Raw genomic sequence first — 18,674 nt, 5'->3', positions numbered from 1 at the left:
TTTAGTAATTACATGTAAAATACAATCAGGTTCGTGATTGTATTTTTATGAGGCATCAAAAAATGATACCCGTTATTGCCTTAGTAGGGCGCCCTAACGTGGGTAAATCCACGTTATTTAATCGACTAACACGCACAAGAGACGCATTAGTTGCTGATTTTCCAGGTCTCACCCGTGACCGTAAATATGGTCGAGCAGAGTTAGAAGGCGAAGAATTTATTATTATTGATACCGGTGGTATTGATGGTGCTGAAGAGGGTGTTGAAACCCATATGGCATCACAATCGCTACAGGCTATTCAAGAAGCCGACATCGTACTGTTTTTAGTTGATGCACGCGCGGGTTTGATGCCAGCAGACCAAGGTATCGCAAAACACCTTCGTGGTGTTGAGAAAAAAACGTATTTAGTTGCGAATAAAACTGACGGTATCGATATTGATACTGCATTAGCTGATTTTTATTCTTTAGGTTTAGGTGAAATCTTCCCAATCGCGGCATCTCATGGTCGTGGTGTTGCTCAACTGATTGAACAAGCACTATTACCAATTACAGGTAAAGTGGTGGAAGAAGAGCTAGAGCTGACTGAAGAAGAAGAGAATGCGGCTTACTGGGCTGCCTTAGAAGCAGAACAAGAAGCTCAAGCATTAGAAGAGGAAGAAGACGACTTCGATCCTTCTACATTACCAGTAAAATTAGCGATTGTTGGTCGTCCTAATGTTGGTAAATCAACACTGACAAACCGTATGCTTGGTGAAGATCGTGTGGTTGTTTACGATATGCCGGGTACAACGCGTGATAGTATCTATATCCCAATGGAGCGTGATGAGAAAGAATATATCATCATTGATACTGCGGGTGTTCGTAAGCGCGGTAAAGTCAAAGAAACAGTAGAAAAATTCTCTGTTATTAAAACATTACAAGCTATTGAAGACTCTAACGTTGCATTGCTGGTTATTGATGCTCGTGAAGGTATTTCAGATCAGGATCTTTCATTATTAGGTTATATCCTGAATGCAGGTCGTTCATTAGTTATTGCTGTCAATAAATGGGATGGCATGACACAAGACGATCGCGAACAAGTTAAAGCGATGCTTGATCTTAAACTGGGCTTTGTTGACTTTGCGCGTGTTCACTTTATTTCTGCATTACATGGTAGTGGCGTGGGTAATCTTTTTGAATCTATTCAAGAGGCTTATGTCTGTGCAACGCGTCGTGTAGGTACTTCTATGCTGACTCGTATCATGAAGATGGCAGAAGATGATCATCAGCCACCGATTGTTCGTGGACGCCGTGTAAAAATGAAATATGCACACGCCGGTGGTTATAATCCACCAGTTGTGGTTATTCATGGTAATCAGGTAACTGATTTACCAGATAGCTATAAGCGCTATTTGATGAACTATTTCCGTCGTACTCTGCAAGTTATGGGTACGCCGATCCGTATTCAATTTAAAGAGGGTGAAAACCCTTACGCGGATAAGAAAAATAAATTAACCGTTTCTCAAATGCGTAAACGTAAGCGTTTAATGTCACACTTGAAGAAATCGAAATAAGAATATTAAGTTTCTTATTTAAGTGAAAAGCCACATTTTGATGTGGCTTTTTTACTTTTATAATTCAATGGGTTATTTCAATTATACAGCTATTAGTAGCTTTTCTGTATTTCATAAAAAATTAATTTAATTTTCCAAATAATAGTTTAAAATGCAATTGATTCCTATTCGTCTTAAAGAGCTATTACGTTGAAAAAAAAGATTATTATTACATCAATTTTTATGCTTTCTGCTTGTGCAACACCTGAAAAATGGGAAGCCAAAACGGCAGAACCTTCACCATTAGATGTTGCTAAAACGATGTGTATGCAACAAGCAACTGAACGATATCCTGCCCACTATGTCACTTCAAATCAGCCATCATTTTCACCAATGCGTGTAAATGGTAAAGATATTCCTAATTCTGGAGCCTCTTTCCCCTCTGATGCGAATGAATGGGAACGCAAAGATTACTTCAATACTTGTATGAGAGCCGAAGGGTGGGAAAATAAAAATAAAGTCACCGGGTTATTGGCTTTTTTGTTTAATTAGTTAAAAGTTAATTAAACAAGACAAGTTAAAAATTGACTAAATACCCTGTATTTATCATAAATTCAGGGCTATTTTTTCACCATTAGGTAATGTGATATCAATTGCAAGCTTGCCACCTATCGCATCAACATAGCGTTTAAGTGTTGAGATTTTAAGGTCATTATCAACACGTTCCATTTTGGCGATAGCTGGTTGTTTAACCCCTAATGAAGTTGCTAACTGGGTTTGAGATATATGTAGTTCTTCTCGTATTTTCGCTAATGTGAGTTCACGCTGAATTTCTTTAACTCTAGCTTCAATTCTTTTACGACTATCTGGTGTTCTTTTTGCTAGCATTTCATCTAAAGTTGCCATCACTCCTCCAATTCTGATAGGTGAATACGAAATTGTTCATCTGCTGTTTTTATAAGATTATTGTAAAACTGTTTTTCATTTCGACCTTTCTTATTACCTGCACATAAGATAATTGCTTGCCTAGAATTATCGAATGCGAAACATATTCTAATAGGTTGACCTTTAACTTGTATTCTTAACTCTTTCATATTCATAAATTTTGATCCAGAAAGAGTGTCAACATAAGGGCGTCCAAGAAGAGGCCCATTTTCTCGAAGAACACAAAGAACAGCTAATATTTCGTCTTGAAGATAATTTGGTTGAACTTCAAACCATTCTTCAAAAGGCAATTTTGTTATGACTACCCACATTCTTCAATCCATTATAGCAGTAAATAGCATATAAAATATAACCTTTAAGTTATAATTAAAATGATAAAAATCTTAATAAAAATATTTTTATGTAATAATTTCAATGGATTGATAAGAATCGAGTATTAAAAAGCCACATTTATAATGTGGCTTTATCGTTAATGATTTATTTTCTCTATACCCACTCTTTTTGGATCAAAAAGTCACTGTATAACTTTGCTTCTGGGGTATTTGGTTCGGGGGAGTAATCATATTCAAAACGAACTAAAGGTGGCATAGACATTAAAATTGACTCTGTTCTTCCACCACTTTGCAAGCCAAATAATGTGCCTCTATCCCACACTAAATTAAATTCAACATAACGACCACGGCGATAGAGTTGGAATTGACGTTCACGCTCTCCCCAAGGCATGGATTTGCGCTTTTCAACAATAGGTAAATAAGCATCAAGATAACCAAGGCCCACATGTTGGACAAACTCGAAACAGTGGTCGAAATCTGGAGTATTTAAATCATCAAAGAAAAGGCCACCTACACCACGAGGTTCATTGCGGTGTTTAATATAAAAGTAATCATCACACCACTTTTTATAACGAGGGTAATAATCTTCACTAAAAGGCGTACAAACTGATTTAGCAACTTTATGCCAATGAATAACGTCTTCTTCAAATCCATAGTAAGGGGTTAAATCAAACCCACCACCAAACCACCAAACGGGATCTTCACCGTCTTTTTCAGCAATAAAAAAACGGACATTGGCATGAGAAGTCGGAATATAAGGATTAAGAGGGTGAATAACTAATGAAACACCCATAGCTTGAAAACGACGACCTGCTAATTCAGGGCGATGTGCAGTGGCCGATTTTGGTAATGTGTCACCATAAACATGCGAAAAATTAACGCCAGCTTGTTCAAAAAGAGCGCCATTGGTTAAAACGCGAGTACGACCGCCACCTCCTTCTTTTCTTTCCCAGTTATCTTGCTGAAAAGTGGCTTTTTGGTCTATGTTTTCAAGAGAGCGACAAATCGTATCTTGTAGTGATAAGAAAAACTCTTTAACGCGATGAATATCAGGTAAATTCATAATAACCTACAATTTTTATCATATTTATTAAAAATAGAACTCCATATTGTCTATGTTCTCATTTTCAAGTTGATTCATAAACCAAACAAGCGATAATAAATTCAGATTTATATGACCGATAATGGGCAAAACCATGGAAATACGTGTATTTCGCCAAGATGATTTTGAGGCAATTATTACACTTTGGGAGCGTTGCGATTTGATATCGCCTGATAACGATCCTGAAATTGATATTGAAAGAAAATTAAACCACTCACCCGATTTATTTTTGATAGCGGAAGTGGCTGGTGAGATTGTGGGTAGTGTGATGGGAGGCTACGATGGTCATCGTGGCTCTTTATACTATTTAGGCGTTCACCCAGATTTTCGAGGAAGAGGCATTGCGAACGCATTGATCTCTCGATTAGAGAAAAAGCTGATAGCGAAAGGGTGCCCTCAAATTACATTAGTTGTACCAGAAGAAAATGATGCAACAATTTGTATGTTTGAGAAGTTATTGTATGAAGATCAAAACCAAGAAAGCACAACTTATACTAAGCGATTAATTGTTGATCAGGATTTTGATCTCTAATTGTATTTAAAGCCCCTGATTTTTAGGGGTTATTTCTTTTTCCCTTTCTATTTATCTCTTTTTTCCTTGTGACTATTCTTACGTTTGTCCCCCCTTAATTTATGCGTAAAATCTGATATTACCTTTTCTGTGGAACAAAATGTTCTGTTAATGGTCGTAACTAGGCTTTCTTTTCATGTGGTTATCTAAGATAAAATCAGTAGATATTTTGTTATGCTGACTTATCACGACTGTTTTAGCCTGATGATTGAGGTGATACAAAGAGTAAGATAAGGTGTGCTAAATAACCTCAGTATCTATTTTAATGTGTGACGAAAAAGTTTAACGGAGAAACAAATGATGCCTAAGTTTTGGTTACCCTTGTGTTTAAGCACAAGTGTTTTGCTATTAAGTGGCTGTTCATCCATGGGAGGAATGTCTTTTTCTGCACTAAATCCGATGAATTGGTTTTCAAATAATACGCTGACTGTTTCTGCCAATGGATTAGGAAATATCACCGGTTCAACAAAAATAACAGAAAGTGAAATAAAAAATGAGCTAGGTGGTAGCTTCAATTATCGTGAAGGTATGGAGATGCAAGGTAGCGATATTATTGTTGTCGTCCAAGCTCTCGAAGATAAGAGCGTTCAAGTGGCTTTCTATGGCAAAGAAAAAGGCACTGTTGAAAAAATAGAAGTCTTTGATGCCAAAGCAACGACGGATTGGGGCACAACGATGGGTACACCATTTAAAGATATCTATAAAAAAGCATTTGGTGCATGTAGCAAAGGCCCTAAAGATGAAAAACTGAGAACTATTTTATGCCAATCCACAGAAGCTAAATCGGTGAGTTATGTCTTCAGTGGTCAATGGGATGGTCCTGATGGATTAATGCCACCTGATGAAGTTTTATCTAACTGGACATTAACGCAAATTATTTGGCAGAACAAATCGCCTTCACGCTATTCCCTATAAAATAAGGAAGATTTTATAATCAGACTGTCCGATTTTTGTTAAAAGGCAAATCTTCAGAAAAAAATATTCGATATAATTAACATCATTCTAGGTGTTTTGATTATTGATTAGGAAAGCAATATGTCTCATGCACAAAGTGGCATTTTAGTCGCACATAGTAAATTTGGTCTTTTTATCGAAGCAATGGTCGTAGGTGAATTAGAAGCGCTGCGTGAAGGGTGTCAGAAATTCATGCAATCATTATCTGATTTACAAAAGCAATTTCCTGATGCATCACTAGGCGCAGTTGTTGCATTTGGCTCTGATCTTTGGAAAAAACTTTCCGATGAAAACAGCGCACCAGAGCTGAAACCTTTTCGCCCTTTAGGCAAAGGTTTAGCACCTGCAACACAGCGTGATCTTCTTATTCATATTCAATCTATGCGCCATGATGTCAATTTCTCATTGGCACAAGCAGCAATTGCAGCTTTTGGTGATGCAATCAAAGTTGAAGAAGAAATCCATGGTTTCCGTTGGATAGAAGAACGTGATTTAAGTGGTTTTATTGATGGTACAGAAAATCCACAAGATGATGAGCGTTATGGCGTTGCACTGATTAATGACGGTGTTGATGCTGGTGGTAGTTATGTTTTAGTTCAACGTTATGAGCACAATCTGAAGAAATGGGCTCGTTTTAGTGAATCAGACCAAGAAAAAATGATCGGTCGTACTAAAAAAGACAGTGTTGAACTTGATGAATCTGAGCGTAATGTTACATCTCACGTTTCTCGTGTTGTGATTGAAGAAGATGGTGAAGAGTTAGCCATTCTACGTCACAGCCTGCCTTACGGTACTGCAAGCGGTAAACACGGTTTATATTTCTTAGCTTACTGTGGTCGTTTATATAATATCGAACAACAACTATTGAGTATGTTTGGTGAATTAGACGGCAAACATGACGACCTATTACGTATGAGTAAACCTGTAACAGGAAGTTATTACTTCGCACCTTCTTATGAAGTATTAAAAGCACTGTAATCATTATCTCGTACTAAATGCGTTTTTATTAATGAAATGCCTGCTTTTAAAGCAGGCATTTTTGTCTGAATTTTTTTCATGTTAAGAGTAATTGATGCAAATTTAATTAATTAGCCTGAGTTTTATTCAGTTTTAATAGCTTATGGTTATATCAAATAACAAAAGCTAACTACACTGTTATAAATAAAGTCGATAGAGTAACCATTAGAACAAAACTTACAATGATGGGTACTTTTGATGAAGAAAAACACAATCAGAACCTTTGCATTACAAGCAACCGCAGCATTGTCTTTGGTTGTTAGTAGTTATGCTGGGGCTGCTCAATTACTTAATAGCTCTTACGATATCGCAAGAGAGCTATTCACACAGCTAAATAGCGATTTTAAAACGCAATGGGATGCTCAACATCCTGATGATAAAGTTACCATCAAACAATCACATGCAGGCTCATCTAAGCAGGCACTTGCAATATTACAAGGTTTACCCGCGGATGTAGTGACTTATAATCAAGTTACAGATGTGCAAATTTTGCATGATAAAGGCAAATTAATTCCTGCTGATTGGCAACAACGTCTTCCTAATAATAGCTCGCCTTATTATTCCACTATGGCGTATTTAGTACGCAAAGGAAATCCAAAGAACATTACTTCATGGGAAGATTTAACGCGTGAAGATGTCAAAGTGGTTTTCCCTAATCCTAAAACCTCTGGCAATGGTCGCTATACTTATTTAGCCGCGTGGGGTGCTTTCGAAAAAGCTTATGGTAATGATGAAAAGACACAAGAAGCGATGAAGAAATTCCTCAAGAATGTTGAGGTATTTGATACAGGAGGACGTGGTGCCACCACCTCATTTATCGAACGCGGACTTGGGGATGTTCTGATCAGTTTTGAATCTGAAGTTAATAACATTCGTCAACAATATGGCGAAGATGAATATCAAGTTATTGTGCCACCTATTGATATTCTAGCTGAGTTTCCTGTCGCTTGGATTGATAAAAATATTCAACGTAATGACTCCGAAGCATTGGCAAAAGCCTATCTAAATTATTTATACAGTCCTAGAGCACAAGAGATCATCACGCAATTTAATTATCGCGTAAATGATAAAGCGGTTATGGCTCAAAAGTCAGCACAGTTCCCAGCAACGTCATTATTTACGATTGAAGAGGTATTTGGTGACTGGAATAACGTGATGAAAACACATTTCACGACAGATGGCATGCTTGATAAGTTGTTAGCGCAAGGACGTCAATAATGTTTACCACAACCAGCAAACGGGTATTACCAGGATTTGGATTAAGTTTAGGTGGAACACTGTTTTATACCTGCTTGATTTTACTGTTACCAATGAGTGCGCTGGTTGTGCAACTTTCTGATATGAATTGGTCTCAATATTGGGCGGTGATAACACACCCTCAAATTGTGGCTGCTTATAAAGTCACATTACTTGCGGCAGCTGTTGCCAGTATTTTTAATGCGGTTTTCGGTATGTTGCTTGCGTGGATCATTACTCGTTACCGTTTTCCGGGTAGACAACTACTTGATGGTTTAATGGATTTACCTTTTGCTTTGCCTACGGCTGTTGCGGGTCTCACACTTGCGACACTTTTTTCAACACAAGGCTGGTACGGTTTTGTATTGGATAAATTTGATATCAAAGTTATCAACACATGGATTGGTATCGCTGTTGCGATGGCTTTTACCAGTTTGCCTTTTGTTGTAAGAACCGTTCAGCCCGTTCTTGAAGAATTAGGTCCTGAGTATGAAGAAGCGGCTGAAACGCTAGGGGCGAATCGTTGGCAGACTTTTCGTAAGGTTGTCTTACCTGAGTTGTCGCCAGCATTAATAGCAGGAACCGCACTCTCTTTTACGCGCAGTTTAGGTGAATTTGGCGCTGTTATTTTTATTGCTGGCAATATTGCGTGGCAAACAGAAGTTGTTTCTTTGATGATTTTTATTCGATTACAAGAATTTGATTATCCTGCGGCAAGTGCCGTTGCTTCTGTAATTTTACTTGTTTCATTAGTCTTACTGTTTTCAATTAATGGATTACAAAGCCGATTTGGACAACGGTTGAGGGGGCATTGATGTCAGATATTATGCAACAACGCTCTGTTTATCGTCGCCAAATTGATTGGGTGAAGTGGGGGTTAATCCTTACGGGCGTTGTGTTATCCATTTTATTTTTAGTTGTGCCTATTGCGTGGATCTTTATGACCGCGTTTTCAAAAGGTATTGAAATATTTACTGAGAATTTATTGGATAGTGACATGTTACACGCGGTTTGGTTAACCGTACTCATCGCGTTAATCACCGTACCTGTCAATATGTTGTTTGGTGTCAGTATGGCATGGCTTGTCACACGTTTTCGTTTCCCGGGACGCCAGCTATTAATGACATTGATTGATATTCCATTTGCAGTGTCTCCAGTGGTTGCTGGATTACTCTATCTGCTTTTTTACGGTAGCAATGGCTGGGCAGGGCAATGGTTATCTCAATTTGATATCCAATTGATGTTCTCATGGCCGGGAATGGTACTAGTTACGGTATTTGTCACTTGTCCTTTTGTCGTGAGAGAACTGGTACCAGTGATGATGAGCCAAGGCAGTCAAGAAGATGAAGCTGCCGTGTTATTAGGGGCGAGTGGTTGGAAGATGTTTTGGCGAGTGACATTACCGAATATTCGCTGGGCATTGTTATATGGCGTGGTATTAACCAATGCCAGAGCCATCGGTGAATTTGGTGCAGTTTCTGTGGTATCCGGCGCTATTCGTGGCGAAACCTATTCACTACCGCTACAAGTTGAATTACTGCATCAAGATTATAATACCGTTGGTGCATTTACTGCGGCTGCATTACTCGCGATGATGGCAATCTTCACCTTAATGTTTAAAAGTGCGTTGCAATGGCATTTAGCTCGTCAGCAATGACATTATTATTTACACAAAGTAGAGGCAAAATATGAGTATTGAAATTAATAGTGTCACAAAATATTTTGATCGCACTGAAGTGTTGCATGATGTCAACCTTGATGTGGCTTCAGGTGAAATGGTGGCGCTGCTAGGGCCTTCAGGATCAGGTAAAACAACGCTTTTGCGTATTATTGCTGGCCTTGAACATCAAACCCAAGGAAATATTTGTTTCGAGGGGCAAGATGTTAGCCGATTACATGCTAGAGATCGCAAAGTCGGTTTTGTTTTTCAGCACTATGCGTTGTTTCGCCATATGACTGTATTTGAGAATATCGCTTTTGGTCTAACGGTATTGCCTCGACGAGATCGTTCTAACAAAGAAGCTATTCATAAAAAAGTACAACAGTTGTTAGAAATGATCCAATTGCCTCATTTAGCACAACGTTATCCAGCACAATTATCGGGTGGGCAAAAACAGCGTGTCGCTTTAGCAAGAGCTTTAGCTGTTGAACCTCAAATTTTATTACTCGATGAGCCTTTTGGCGCTTTAGATGCCAAAGTAAGAACGGAATTACGCCGTTGGTTACGTGAATTGCATGAAGAGCTTAAATTTACCAGTGTCTTTGTTACTCATGATCAACAAGAAGCGATGGAAGTGGCTGATCGCATTGTGATTATGGGGAATGGCAAAATAGAGCAAGTAGGAACACCACAAGAGGTATGGCAATCACCTCAAAGTCGCTTTGTTTTAGAATTTTTAGGTGATGTAAATCATCTAAAAGGTGAAATTAATGGTGCTCAATTACAGATTGGTGGATATCATTTGCCATTATCGGTGACACCGCTTTATCAAGGTTCGGTAGATGTGTTTTTACGTCCTTGGGAAATAGCATTAAGTGTACATGCCAACAGTGTTTGCCGATTGCCTGTTAAGGTTATTGAGGTATCGCCAAAAGGGCATTATTGGCAGTTGATTTTACAGCCATTAGGATGGAGTGAAACACCGATTACTGCGGTTTGGAATGATATTTCTTCTGCACCAACAAAAGGAAATACCTATTATATGGGAGGTGCTCAAGCCCGTTTATATACGGGAGATACTCCCTTAAATACGGTGTCGTTAGCCTATACCGCGTGACTGCTCCCCGTCCGTATTGGGTGAGGGTTTACGACAGATTTTGCTAATTTTATTATTAATCTATCGTTTTATTTCGCGATCTTTCACCCATGCTTATTTTAGGTATGGGTGTTTTGGTTTCTATAAAAACAAAGAGACTTGTCGAATTACGTTAATATTATTGCGTTAATAAGTTAAATGTGATTTCTTCATTAATACAGACAAACAAATGAGCAGGAACTTATTGTGGCAGGGTTAGAACAATTTATTGGTAATACACCATTAGTAAAACTACAACGACTAACACAAGAGGTGGACGCTGAAATCTGGGTTAAGCTTGAAGGCAATAATCCTGCAGGTTCAGTAAAAGACAGAGCTGCATTATCGATGATTGAACAAGCGGAATTACGCGGTGAAATAAAACCGGGTGATACGCTGATTGAAGCAACCAGTGGTAATACAGGTATTGCCTTGGCGATGATTGCAGCGGTAAAAGGTTACCGTTTAAAGTTGTTAATGCCTGAAAATATGAGTAAAGAGCGTCAAGCATCAATGCAAGCTTATGGTGCAGAATTGATTTTAGTCAGCCGTGAAGTCGGTATGGAAGGTGCGCGAGATCTCGCACAACAGATGGAACATCAGGGCGAAGGTAAGGTATTAGACCAATTTAATAACCCAGATAATCCAAGAGCTCATTTTATTTCTACAGGCCCTGAAATTTGGCAACAAACACAAGGTCGTATTACGCATTTTGTTTCGAGTATGGGAACAACAGGGACGATCACCGGTGTGGGAAGTTACTTAAAAACACAATCTGATAGCGTGCAAATTATAGGTCTTCAGCCTGAAGAAAAAAGCCAGATCCCAGGTATTCGTCGTTGGTCACCAGCTTATTTGCCGGGCATATTTAAAAAAGAGCTGGTGGATAGCGTGATAGATATGTCACAAACTGAAGCAGAATCAACGATGCGCCTTTTAGCTAAACAAGAGGGTATCTTCTGTGGTGTGAGTTCTGGAGGCGCTGTTGCTGGCGCTCTGCGCGTTGCAAGAGAAAATCCAGGGGCAGTGATTGTTGCGATTGTTTGTGATAGGGGTGATCGTTATTTGTCGACAGGCGTTTACTCGTCATAATTCAAACTGTAGCGTTACTCGTCATACTTCAAGTTGTAACGTTGTCGCCTAGCTACATCTTGAATTATTTAGAGTAATAACATTGTTGAATTATTTAGAGTAAGGACATTGTTGAATTAGTTAGAGTATTTTGGTTTTTGAATAAATAAAAAAACCGCCACATATGGGTGGCGGTTTAAATAGAGAATATTACAGAAGATTATTTTTTAATCTGAATAATAACGGTTTCACCAACAGTAACTGGGCCTGTCATTTTGGTTAAACCTTGGATTTCATCCATATTAGAGATAACAACTGGCGTTAGAACTGATTTTGCTTTTTCTTCTAATACAGCCAAGTCAAATTCTAAAATAGTATCACCGACTTTTACTTGCTGACCTTCTTCAGCGATACGTTTAAACCCTTCACCTTTCAGTTCAACAGTGTCGATACCGAAGTGGACAAATAACTCGATACCGTTGTCAGACTCAATAGAGAAAGCATGGTTAGTCTCGAAAATTTTACCGATAGTACCATCAACTGGCGCAACAATTTTATTACCAGCAGGTTTGATAGCAATACCGTCACCTACGATTTTTTCAGCGAAAACAACATCAGGAACATCTTCGATATTGACGATTTCACCAGAAAGTGGTGCAACAATATCAATCGTGCCACTGCCTTTCTTTTCCTCTGAAACCAGTGATTTTAATTTATCAAACAGACCCATGAATCTTCTCCTAATTATTGTAGTTGGGACCGGGCTCTGGCTAATGCGATTAGCACAGTGTCTTTTCTTTAGTAAAAGTTTCTACTAAGTCCATCAATTCTTTTGCAGTTGGCTGAGCAAGTGCTTGTTCTGCCAGTGCTTTTGCATCATCGTAATTCGCATTACGAATCACTTTTTTGATGCGAGGAATTGAAATAGCACTCATACTAAACTCATCTAATCCCATGCCAAGAAGGAGCAATGTTGCTCGTTCATCTCCAGCAAGTTCACCACACATTCCAGTCCATTTACCTTCAGCATGTGATGCATCAATCACCTGTTTTATCAGGTTGAGTACTGCAGGTGACATTGGATTATATAGATGAGATATCAGCTCATTTCCACGGTCTACAGCCAGAGTATATTGTGTTAGATCGTTAGTCCCAATACTAAAAAAGTCAACTTCTTTTGCCATATGACGAGCCATTACTGCTGCGGCTGGGGTTTCTACCATCACACCGACTTCAATAGATTCATCAAAAGCTTTCTTTTCTTCACGAAGCTGGCTTTTCAGTATTTCAAGTTCTGCTTTCAATGCACGGATCTCTTCAACAGAGATAATCATTGGAAACATAATGCGTAGTTTACCAAAAGCAGATGCTCTTAAGATAGCACGTAATTGTGAATGAAGGATCTCTTTACGGTCAAGACAAATACGAATTGCACGCCAGCCTAAGAATGGGTTCTCTTCTTTTGGTAGGTTCATGTAAGGTAAGTCTTTATCACCGCCAATATCCATAGTACGAATAATGACCGCAGGACTTCCTACCGCTTCTGCTACCGCTTTATAGGCTTGGAATTGCTCATCTTCTGTTGGTAAAGAGTCTCTATCCATAAATAAGAATTCGGTACGATACAGACCAACACCTTCAGCACCATTACGTTCAGCACCAGCAACATCTCGAACTGTACCAATATTAGCGCAAACTTCGACTTGATGCCCATCAAGCGTAATAGCAGGTAAGTCTTTAAGTTTTGCTAATTCTTCTTTTTCGTGCAGGTACTCTTCTTTGATAGTTTTTAATGTCTCAAGTTCCTCATCTGATGGATTAATAATGATTTTGTTATTAATCGCATCAAGAACGAGATAATCGTCTTTTTTAATGGTTTGTGTCGCATTAGATGTTCCTACAATAGCTGGAATTTCTAATGAGCGAGCCATGATAGAAGTGTGGGATGTTCTACCACCTAAGTCAGTGATAAAACCTAATACGTTGTCTAAACTTAATTGTGCAGTTTCAGAAGGGGTAAGGTCAGTTGCAACTAAAATCACTTTTTCTGAGATAGCGCTTAAATCGATAATTGGCATTTCTAAGATATTGCGCATTAAGCGCTTACCAATATCGCGAACGTCAGCTGCACGTTCTTTTAGGTATTCATCGTCTAATGCTTCTAATGCAGTTGCTTGATCTTCAATAACAGATTGAACTGCCGCTTCAGCGGTTTTTTTGTCGCTTTTGATGAGAGTAACAATTTCTTGTTCTAACTCTTCATCTTCTAGCAACATGATATGGCCTTCAAAGATTTCGGCTTTATCCGCACCAAGGTTCTTTTCAGCACGCTCTTTAATGATTTCTAGTTGTTGTGCAGATTTGTTACGGCCGTCTTTGAAGCGTTCGATTTGATTCTCAATCTCATCACTTTGGATCTTACGTTGGCTAATGATGATAGGTTCTTCTTTGAGGAGAAGGGTTTGACCAAATGCGATACCGGGTGATGCTAAAATTCCTGAAATCATAATTTATCCTACGACTTGCTGGTGATAATCTTAAAAGAATAGGATTGCAAAATACTGTTGTTTTAAAATCATCATTGAGATTAACTCCCCTGAATGGTTTCAGGGGAATAAGTACTGAGTTAAAGCTTAACCGCGAATTACTCTAATTCCGCCATTAATTTTACTAACGCTTCAACAGCTTGTTTTTCATCTTCGCCTTCAGCAGAGATAGTCACTACAGTACCTTGGGTTAAGCCTAAAGTTTGTAATTTGAAAAGGCTCTTAGCGCTGGCAGATTTACCGCTAGAGATAAGCGTGATATCAGAAGAGAATGTTTTGGCTTCTTTTACAAATTGTGCTGCAGGACGAGTATGTAAGCCGTTTGGTGCTGTAATAGTAACTTCTTGCTGGTACATAGGATTTTTTCCTTTTATAACTCAATTGTTCACATTAAGTCAGGACTTAGTAAGTGTAGATGAATTTGTCCTGCTTTGCGTAGCAATATCAGATAATATTAAGTCGTAAAGCGTCATCTGATAAAAATAGTGTTCAGAAAGATAAAAGAGTTCGTTTTTGTCATCTCGGTTATTTTCTGATTAATTTCGACCTTCGAAATAATTAATTGATTAAATACTAAACTCGAAGAAATAAATCACCTGTCTGGATGACAAACTTTGATCTCTACCACAAAAAAAGCACCATTAAGGTGCTTTTTTAATAAATATTTTACAATTGAGATGACGCGATTTAGCTGTCAGAAATGTCAGCAAAAAGTGGGGTGCTTAAATAACGCTCACCTGATGAAGGTAAAATAACCACGATTTCTTTATTTGCAAATTCTGGTTCTTTTGCGAGTTTTACTGCTGCCGCAATCGCTGCACCAGAAGAAATACCTGCGAGAATACCTTCTTTAGTCATAAGTTCACGAGCAGTATCAAAGGCTTCTTCGTTAGTGATTTGAATAACACGATCCAGCAACGATAAATCTAGGTTTTCAGGAATAAAACCAGCACCAATACCTTGGATTTTATGTGGACCGGGTTTAATTTCTTCACCTGCTAAGGCTTGTGTAATAACAGGAGAGCCTGTAGGTTCAACTGCAACCATTGTTACCGCTTTACCTTGAGTCTTTTTCAAATAGCGGCCAATACCCGTAATTGTACCACCCGTGCCGACGCCAGCAATAACAGCAGCGACTTCACCATCTGTATCATTCCAGATCTCTGGACCTGTAGTTTTTTCATGGATCTCAGGGTTAGCTGGGTTGCTAAACTGTTGTAGTAAAAGGTAACGCTTAGGATCGCTATCGCGAATTTCATTGGCTTTATCGATGGCACCTTTCATGCCTTTAGCGCCTTCAGTCAGCACTAAATTAGCCCCCAATGCCTTGAGTAATTTACGACGTTCTACACTCATAGTGTCTGGCATGGTCAGTGTTAATTTGTAGCCACGAGCCGCTGCAACATAAGCAAGAGCAATCCCCGTATTACCACTGGTAGGTTCTACAAGCTCAACGCCTTCTTTAAGAATACCTTTCTTTTCTGCATCCCAAATCATGTTGGCACCGATACGGCATTTTACACTGAAGCTTGGGTTACGAGATTCCACTTTAGCCAGAATGTTGCCATTTCCGAAATGCTTTAAGCGAATTAAGGGAGTGTGTCCAATAGTTTGCGAGTTGTCTTCGAAAATCTTGCTCATTTTTATCCTCGGTACATGATTTTTATAAGGTCAGATGAAATTACCATACGCCATCAAGCTAAAGATGGAAATAAGCTTTATGAATATACTTATAACTTTTTTGTCTTTTTATTCCAAAAGGTTCTAATCAAGAGTCAGTGAGACGATTCACAAATTAATAAATCAAGAGATGTACAGTATATTGATGGCTGATAATCTATTTTTAATTACGTTTATTGCAAATACAGGGGTCATAATGGAAACCATTGAAGAGTTGATTAGCGCACTTGAACTCGCAGTGCCTGAATTAGACGCGCAAGCTTTGCGTGAAAATTTACCCGAGTCCGACGCTCAAGAAGATGTCCTTAATTGGTTATATGAATCACTCTCAGCTCAAGGATTAATGGACTATGTGGAATGGACAGAATATTTTGGTGATATTCCTGATCTAAAATCGTTAGAGCACATCTCTTTACCTGAATCACCAAGTGCATTGATTTTATCTCAAGTTGAAAATATTGATTGGGATGAGGTGAGCGTAGACCCTTATATGTTGCCTTATGAGCTACCTTATCTGGAATATATTAACCACTTTTTGGCAGAGAAAGGGTTACGATTAGTGGATCTCACACCATTTGAAAATGCTTATATTTTCTGTATTCGAGATGATGAAGAGATTATGGAAAAATTAGATGGTGCATTGAATATCTTTGAAATGGGCATTAATGAGCGTGAGCCGATGGATAAGGAAGAAACGAAAGATTATATTCGTTCATTAATTGAGTAATGCACTCAATAACTAAATAAACCAAATCACGATCTAGAAAAAAACGATAAAATAAAACCCCGTCTTAATAAAACGGGGTTTTTCTCGTTTATTGATACGTCATTAAATTAAATTTACCACTGCCCGTCTTGTACATGTTGTTTACGATAACGATCACACCACATTGCGGTTGCACCACAAATGGCAACCGGCATGATGACTAAATTTAGAATAGGGATCATGGTAAAAATATTAATAACCATACCAAATTGAAGATTATTCCATTTGTCTTGTTTCAGCGAAGATTTCATTGCAGCAAATGAAATTTTATGATTATCAAATGGGAAGTCATTATATTGAATTGCCATCATCCAAGCACCAAAAGCAAACCATAAAACAGGGGCAACAGTTTGTCCGATAGCAGGAATAAAATAGAGCAATAACAAGACAATAGCACGAGGCAAATAATAAGCTATTTTAGTTAACTCACGTTTTAAAATACGTGGAACATCCTTCAATATACCTGCAACACCTGTATCTGGTGGTGCAATGCCAGTTATTTGACCTTCTAATTTTTCAGCCAACAATCCATTAAACGGAGAAGCAATAATATTGGCTAAAGTACTAAAGAAATAAGTAAACACCAATAAAATAAAAATAACGGATAATGGCCAGATTAAATAACTCAGCCACTGTAGCCAATCAGGAACTTTTTCCATCATCCAATTGACCATGCCACCGATTTGACCATATAACCACCAAAAGGCGCTTCCGAGAATAATAATATTGGCAAGTAGGGGTAAGATAACAAAACGTTTCAGCCCTTTGCGTGTAATTAAACGCCAACCAAGAGCAAAATAATGAAATCCATTTAAATTTTTATTCGTTTCTGTCAAATTTGTCATACTTCCTATTCTCTCCAATGAGGGCAAGCTAGTATCATATAGGGAGATAATCAGCCTTACTAGTCATGAATTGTCTAAAAAACGCGCATAAGAGATTGATGTGTGTATCTTTGTGACAAGAAAATTAAGTATTGGCTTGCACTTATGAGCATTGGCAAATACTCTTAGTAAAAAGTAATATTTGCCAACGTGGCTATTAAACCTCAAGACAACAGAGATAGAAATGATGCAGCAAAATTTGCGTCTGATATTAATCGTTGTTGGTGCGATTTTAATCATAGCTTTGTTATTACACGGCTTATGGATTGGTCGAAAAGAGCGTTCTAAGCTTTTCCGTAATCGCCCAGTAAAACGTCAGAAACAGAATTATCAGTCAGATGAGAACGATGACGAACCACAATATGCTGAGGCTAGTCATCAGACATCAACTTTATCCTCTACTGAAAAGCGGGAGAGTGAGCCACCGATAAAATCGGAGCCTCTACATGAACCCGAAATTTCAGTGGTAGATAGAGACCCATTAATGTCTGAAACCCAAACTAAAGGGAACTCTCACGATACTTCATTACAACAAGAGCCTAGCCTTGGTGTTTTTGATGTTATTGAAAAAGAGCCTGTACCGATTGTTAGGGATGAGCCAAAACAAGCACCAGTGGTTAATGTTGCGAGTGAAATAAAATCACACGTTAATACAGTAAGCCCATCTGCGAGTTTTGAGCCGTCAATTTCAGAGACAACGGCTCATGTGACTCCTGTTGAAACTGAGGCTTCGCATCATGCTCCGGCTGAAGAGCCAAAAGCTGAATCTGCTCCACAAGCAACAGAAGCAGAGAAAGAGCTGGTTATTGTTCTAAACGTAAGTGCACATCATGGTCAAATGCTAGATGGTGAAGCATTGATGCAAAGTATTATTCAAGCTGGATTCCAGTTTGGCGAAATGAATATTTTCCATCGTCATCTCAATCCAACAGCGAATGGACCTGTTTTGTTTAGTTTAGCGAATATGGTGAAACCGGGAACATTTAATATTGATACAATGGCTGAATTAACGACACCAGGTGTATCAATGTTTATGATGGTGCCATCTTATGGTGATGCTAACCAAAACTTTAAATTGATGTTACTTACGGCGCAACGTATCGCATCTGATGTAGGTGGTGTTGTGCTGGATGATGAACGTAAACTCTTAACGCCACAAAAAATCGAGCTTTATAAATCTAGGATCCGTAGGACGCTGGATTTAAATCAATAGCTTTTGTCTGTAAAAAAGCCCCCGCTTGCG

At 38.5% G+C, this 18,674-nt stretch carries 20 protein-coding genes; 12 read left to right on the top strand and 8 right to left on the bottom strand.

The genetic code is table 11. The annotated features are described in order from the left end of the window. The first annotated feature begins 62 nt into the window (after positions 1-62). Both der and D7029_RS12845 read left to right on the top strand, forming a co-directional pair. Positions 63-1,553 (top strand): ribosome biogenesis GTPase Der, encoded by a 1,491-nt coding sequence (gene der / locus D7029_RS12850; RefSeq protein WP_075670500.1) that lies wholly within the window; start codon positions 63-65, stop codon positions 1,551-1,553. Between the two features lie 189 nt (positions 1,554-1,742). Continuing rightward, the gene (locus D7029_RS12845) at positions 1,743-2,084 is read left to right on the top strand and encodes a hypothetical protein (RefSeq protein ID WP_228766682.1); all 342 of its coding nucleotides are present in this window, start codon (positions 1,743-1,745) and stop codon (positions 2,082-2,084) included. Between the two features lie 54 nt (positions 2,085-2,138). Here D7029_RS12845 and D7029_RS12840 read toward each other — a convergent pair whose 3' ends face one another. The 3 genes from D7029_RS12840 to hemF form a co-directional block, all read right to left on the bottom strand. Further along, positions 2,139-2,438: a helix-turn-helix domain-containing protein gene (locus tag D7029_RS12840; protein WP_194950861.1), complete on the bottom strand. Its 300-nt coding sequence runs from the start codon at positions 2,436-2,438 to the stop codon at positions 2,139-2,141. Next, entirely contained in the window at positions 2,438-2,788 is a 351-nt protein-coding gene (locus tag D7029_RS12835) for a type II toxin-antitoxin system RelE/ParE family toxin (RefSeq protein ID WP_194950860.1), read from the bottom strand. Before D7029_RS12835 ends, D7029_RS12840 begins: the two co-directional genes overlap by 1 nt. 175 nt (positions 2,789-2,963) lie before the next feature. Beyond that, positions 2,964-3,872 (bottom strand): oxygen-dependent coproporphyrinogen oxidase, encoded by a 909-nt coding sequence (gene hemF / locus D7029_RS12830; RefSeq protein ID WP_194950859.1) that lies wholly within the window; start codon positions 3,870-3,872, stop codon positions 2,964-2,966. A gap of 133 nt (positions 3,873-4,005) precedes the next feature. Here hemF and D7029_RS12825 point away from each other — a divergent pair, with 133 nt between their 5' ends. The 8 genes from D7029_RS12825 (at position 4,006) to cysM (ending at position 11,576) form a co-directional block, all read left to right on the top strand. Beyond that, entirely contained in the window at positions 4,006-4,443 is a 438-nt protein-coding gene (locus tag D7029_RS12825; RefSeq protein WP_075670504.1) for a GNAT family acetyltransferase, read from the top strand. 336 nt (positions 4,444-4,779) lie between these two features. Next, positions 4,780-5,397, top strand: a complete 618-nt coding sequence (locus D7029_RS12820; RefSeq protein ID WP_228766681.1) for an RpoE-regulated lipoprotein — start codon at positions 4,780-4,782, stop codon at positions 5,395-5,397. Between the two features lie 120 nt (positions 5,398-5,517). Then, on the top strand, positions 5,518-6,414 hold the full coding sequence (locus D7029_RS12815; protein WP_075670506.1) for a Dyp-type peroxidase: 897 nt from the start codon (positions 5,518-5,520) through the stop codon (positions 6,412-6,414). A gap of 237 nt (positions 6,415-6,651) precedes the next feature. Continuing rightward, on the top strand, positions 6,652-7,671 hold the full coding sequence (gene cysP / locus D7029_RS12810) for a thiosulfate ABC transporter substrate-binding protein CysP (RefSeq protein ID WP_194950858.1): 1,020 nt from the start codon (positions 6,652-6,654) through the stop codon (positions 7,669-7,671). Further along, positions 7,671-8,504: a sulfate/thiosulfate ABC transporter permease CysT gene (cysT, locus tag D7029_RS12805; RefSeq protein WP_194950857.1), complete on the top strand. Its 834-nt coding sequence runs from the start codon at positions 7,671-7,673 to the stop codon at positions 8,502-8,504. The genes cysP and cysT overlap by 1 nt, the downstream gene beginning before the upstream one ends. Beyond that, on the top strand, positions 8,504-9,346 hold the full coding sequence (gene cysW, locus D7029_RS12800) for a sulfate/thiosulfate ABC transporter permease CysW (protein ID WP_088495069.1): 843 nt from the start codon (positions 8,504-8,506) through the stop codon (positions 9,344-9,346). Before cysT ends, cysW begins: the two co-directional genes overlap by 1 nt. A 31-nt stretch (positions 9,347-9,377) precedes the next feature. Then, a complete protein-coding gene (cysA, locus tag D7029_RS12795; RefSeq protein WP_194950856.1) occupies positions 9,378-10,466 on the top strand; it encodes a sulfate/thiosulfate ABC transporter ATP-binding protein CysA in 1,089 nt (362 codons plus the stop codon). 225 nt (positions 10,467-10,691) lie between these two features. Beyond that, positions 10,692-11,576 (top strand): cysteine synthase CysM, encoded by an 885-nt coding sequence (cysM, locus tag D7029_RS12790; protein WP_088495071.1) that lies wholly within the window; start codon positions 10,692-10,694, stop codon positions 11,574-11,576. A gap of 199 nt (positions 11,577-11,775) precedes the next feature. Here the strand turns inward: cysM and crr are convergent, their stop codons facing one another. From crr to cysK, 4 genes are all read right to left on the bottom strand, one after another. Continuing rightward, on the bottom strand, positions 11,776-12,285 hold the full coding sequence (crr, locus tag D7029_RS12785) for a PTS glucose transporter subunit IIA (protein WP_036935451.1): 510 nt from the start codon (positions 12,283-12,285) through the stop codon (positions 11,776-11,778). A gap of 49 nt (positions 12,286-12,334) precedes the next feature. Further along, the gene (ptsI, locus tag D7029_RS12780) at positions 12,335-14,062 is read right to left on the bottom strand and encodes a phosphoenolpyruvate-protein phosphotransferase PtsI (RefSeq protein WP_194950855.1); all 1,728 of its coding nucleotides are present in this window, start codon (positions 14,060-14,062) and stop codon (positions 12,335-12,337) included. 137 nt (positions 14,063-14,199) lie between these two features. Next, positions 14,200-14,457: a phosphocarrier protein Hpr gene (gene ptsH, locus D7029_RS12775; RefSeq protein ID WP_006533407.1), complete on the bottom strand. Its 258-nt coding sequence runs from the start codon at positions 14,455-14,457 to the stop codon at positions 14,200-14,202. 331 nt (positions 14,458-14,788) lie between these two features. Next, entirely contained in the window at positions 14,789-15,742 is a 954-nt protein-coding gene (gene cysK, locus D7029_RS12770; RefSeq protein ID WP_088495073.1) for a cysteine synthase A, read from the bottom strand. 235 nt (positions 15,743-15,977) lie between these two features. On the opposite strand from cysK, the gene D7029_RS12765 reads away from it, so the two are divergent. Beyond that, complete coding sequence (locus D7029_RS12765) at positions 15,978-16,508, top strand: hypothetical protein (RefSeq protein WP_228766680.1); 531 nt, start codon at positions 15,978-15,980, stop codon at positions 16,506-16,508. Positions 16,509-16,621: 113 nt separating this feature from the next. Here D7029_RS12765 and cysZ read toward each other — a convergent pair whose 3' ends face one another. Then, entirely contained in the window at positions 16,622-17,392 is a 771-nt protein-coding gene (gene cysZ, locus D7029_RS12760) for a sulfate transporter CysZ (protein WP_088495075.1), read from the bottom strand. A gap of 223 nt (positions 17,393-17,615) precedes the next feature. On the opposite strand from cysZ, the gene zipA reads away from it, so the two are divergent. Beyond that, complete coding sequence (gene zipA, locus D7029_RS12755) at positions 17,616-18,644, top strand: cell division protein ZipA (RefSeq protein WP_088495076.1); 1,029 nt, start codon at positions 17,616-17,618, stop codon at positions 18,642-18,644. The last annotated feature ends 30 nt before the right edge of the window (positions 18,645-18,674 follow it).

The organism is Proteus vulgaris, assembly GCF_016647575.1.
Lineage (GTDB): Bacteria > Pseudomonadota > Gammaproteobacteria > Enterobacterales > Enterobacteriaceae > Proteus > Proteus mirabilis_B.
Note: the sequence above shows the minus strand (reverse complement) of the source record. Positions and strands in the feature narration are given on the sequence as shown.

Coding starts and splice junctions, on each gene's coding strand:
- der (WP_075670500.1), top strand. CDS start 63: ATGATACCCGTTATTGCCTTAGTAGGGCGCCCTAACGTGGGTAAATCC.
- D7029_RS12840 (WP_194950861.1), bottom strand. CDS start 2,438: ATGGCAACTTTAGATGAAATGCTAGCAAAAAGAACACCAGATAGTCGT.
- D7029_RS12835 (WP_194950860.1), bottom strand. CDS start 2,788: ATGTGGGTAGTCATAACAAAATTGCCTTTTGAAGAATGGTTTGAAGTT.
- hemF (WP_194950859.1), bottom strand. CDS start 3,872: ATGAATTTACCTGATATTCATCGCGTTAAAGAGTTTTTCTTATCACTA.
- D7029_RS12825 (WP_075670504.1), top strand. CDS start 4,006: ATGGAAATACGTGTATTTCGCCAAGATGATTTTGAGGCAATTATTACA.
- D7029_RS12820 (WP_228766681.1), top strand. CDS start 4,780: ATGATGCCTAAGTTTTGGTTACCCTTGTGTTTAAGCACAAGTGTTTTG.
- D7029_RS12815 (WP_075670506.1), top strand. CDS start 5,518: ATGTCTCATGCACAAAGTGGCATTTTAGTCGCACATAGTAAATTTGGT.
- cysP (WP_194950858.1), top strand. CDS start 6,652: ATGAAGAAAAACACAATCAGAACCTTTGCATTACAAGCAACCGCAGCA.
- cysT (WP_194950857.1), top strand. CDS start 7,671: ATGTTTACCACAACCAGCAAACGGGTATTACCAGGATTTGGATTAAGT.
- cysW (WP_088495069.1), top strand. CDS start 8,504: ATGTCAGATATTATGCAACAACGCTCTGTTTATCGTCGCCAAATTGAT.
- cysA (WP_194950856.1), top strand. CDS start 9,378: ATGAGTATTGAAATTAATAGTGTCACAAAATATTTTGATCGCACTGAA.
- crr (WP_036935451.1), bottom strand. CDS start 12,285: ATGGGTCTGTTTGATAAATTAAAATCACTGGTTTCAGAGGAAAAGAAA.
- ptsI (WP_194950855.1), bottom strand. CDS start 14,062: ATGATTTCAGGAATTTTAGCATCACCCGGTATCGCATTTGGTCAAACC.
- ptsH (WP_006533407.1), bottom strand. CDS start 14,457: ATGTACCAGCAAGAAGTTACTATTACAGCACCAAACGGCTTACATACT.
- cysK (WP_088495073.1), bottom strand. CDS start 15,742: ATGAGCAAGATTTTCGAAGACAACTCGCAAACTATTGGACACACTCCC.
- D7029_RS12765 (WP_228766680.1), top strand. CDS start 15,978: ATGGAAACCATTGAAGAGTTGATTAGCGCACTTGAACTCGCAGTGCCT.
- cysZ (WP_088495075.1), bottom strand. CDS start 17,392: ATGACAAATTTGACAGAAACGAATAAAAATTTAAATGGATTTCATTAT.
- zipA (WP_088495076.1), top strand. CDS start 17,616: ATGATGCAGCAAAATTTGCGTCTGATATTAATCGTTGTTGGTGCGATT.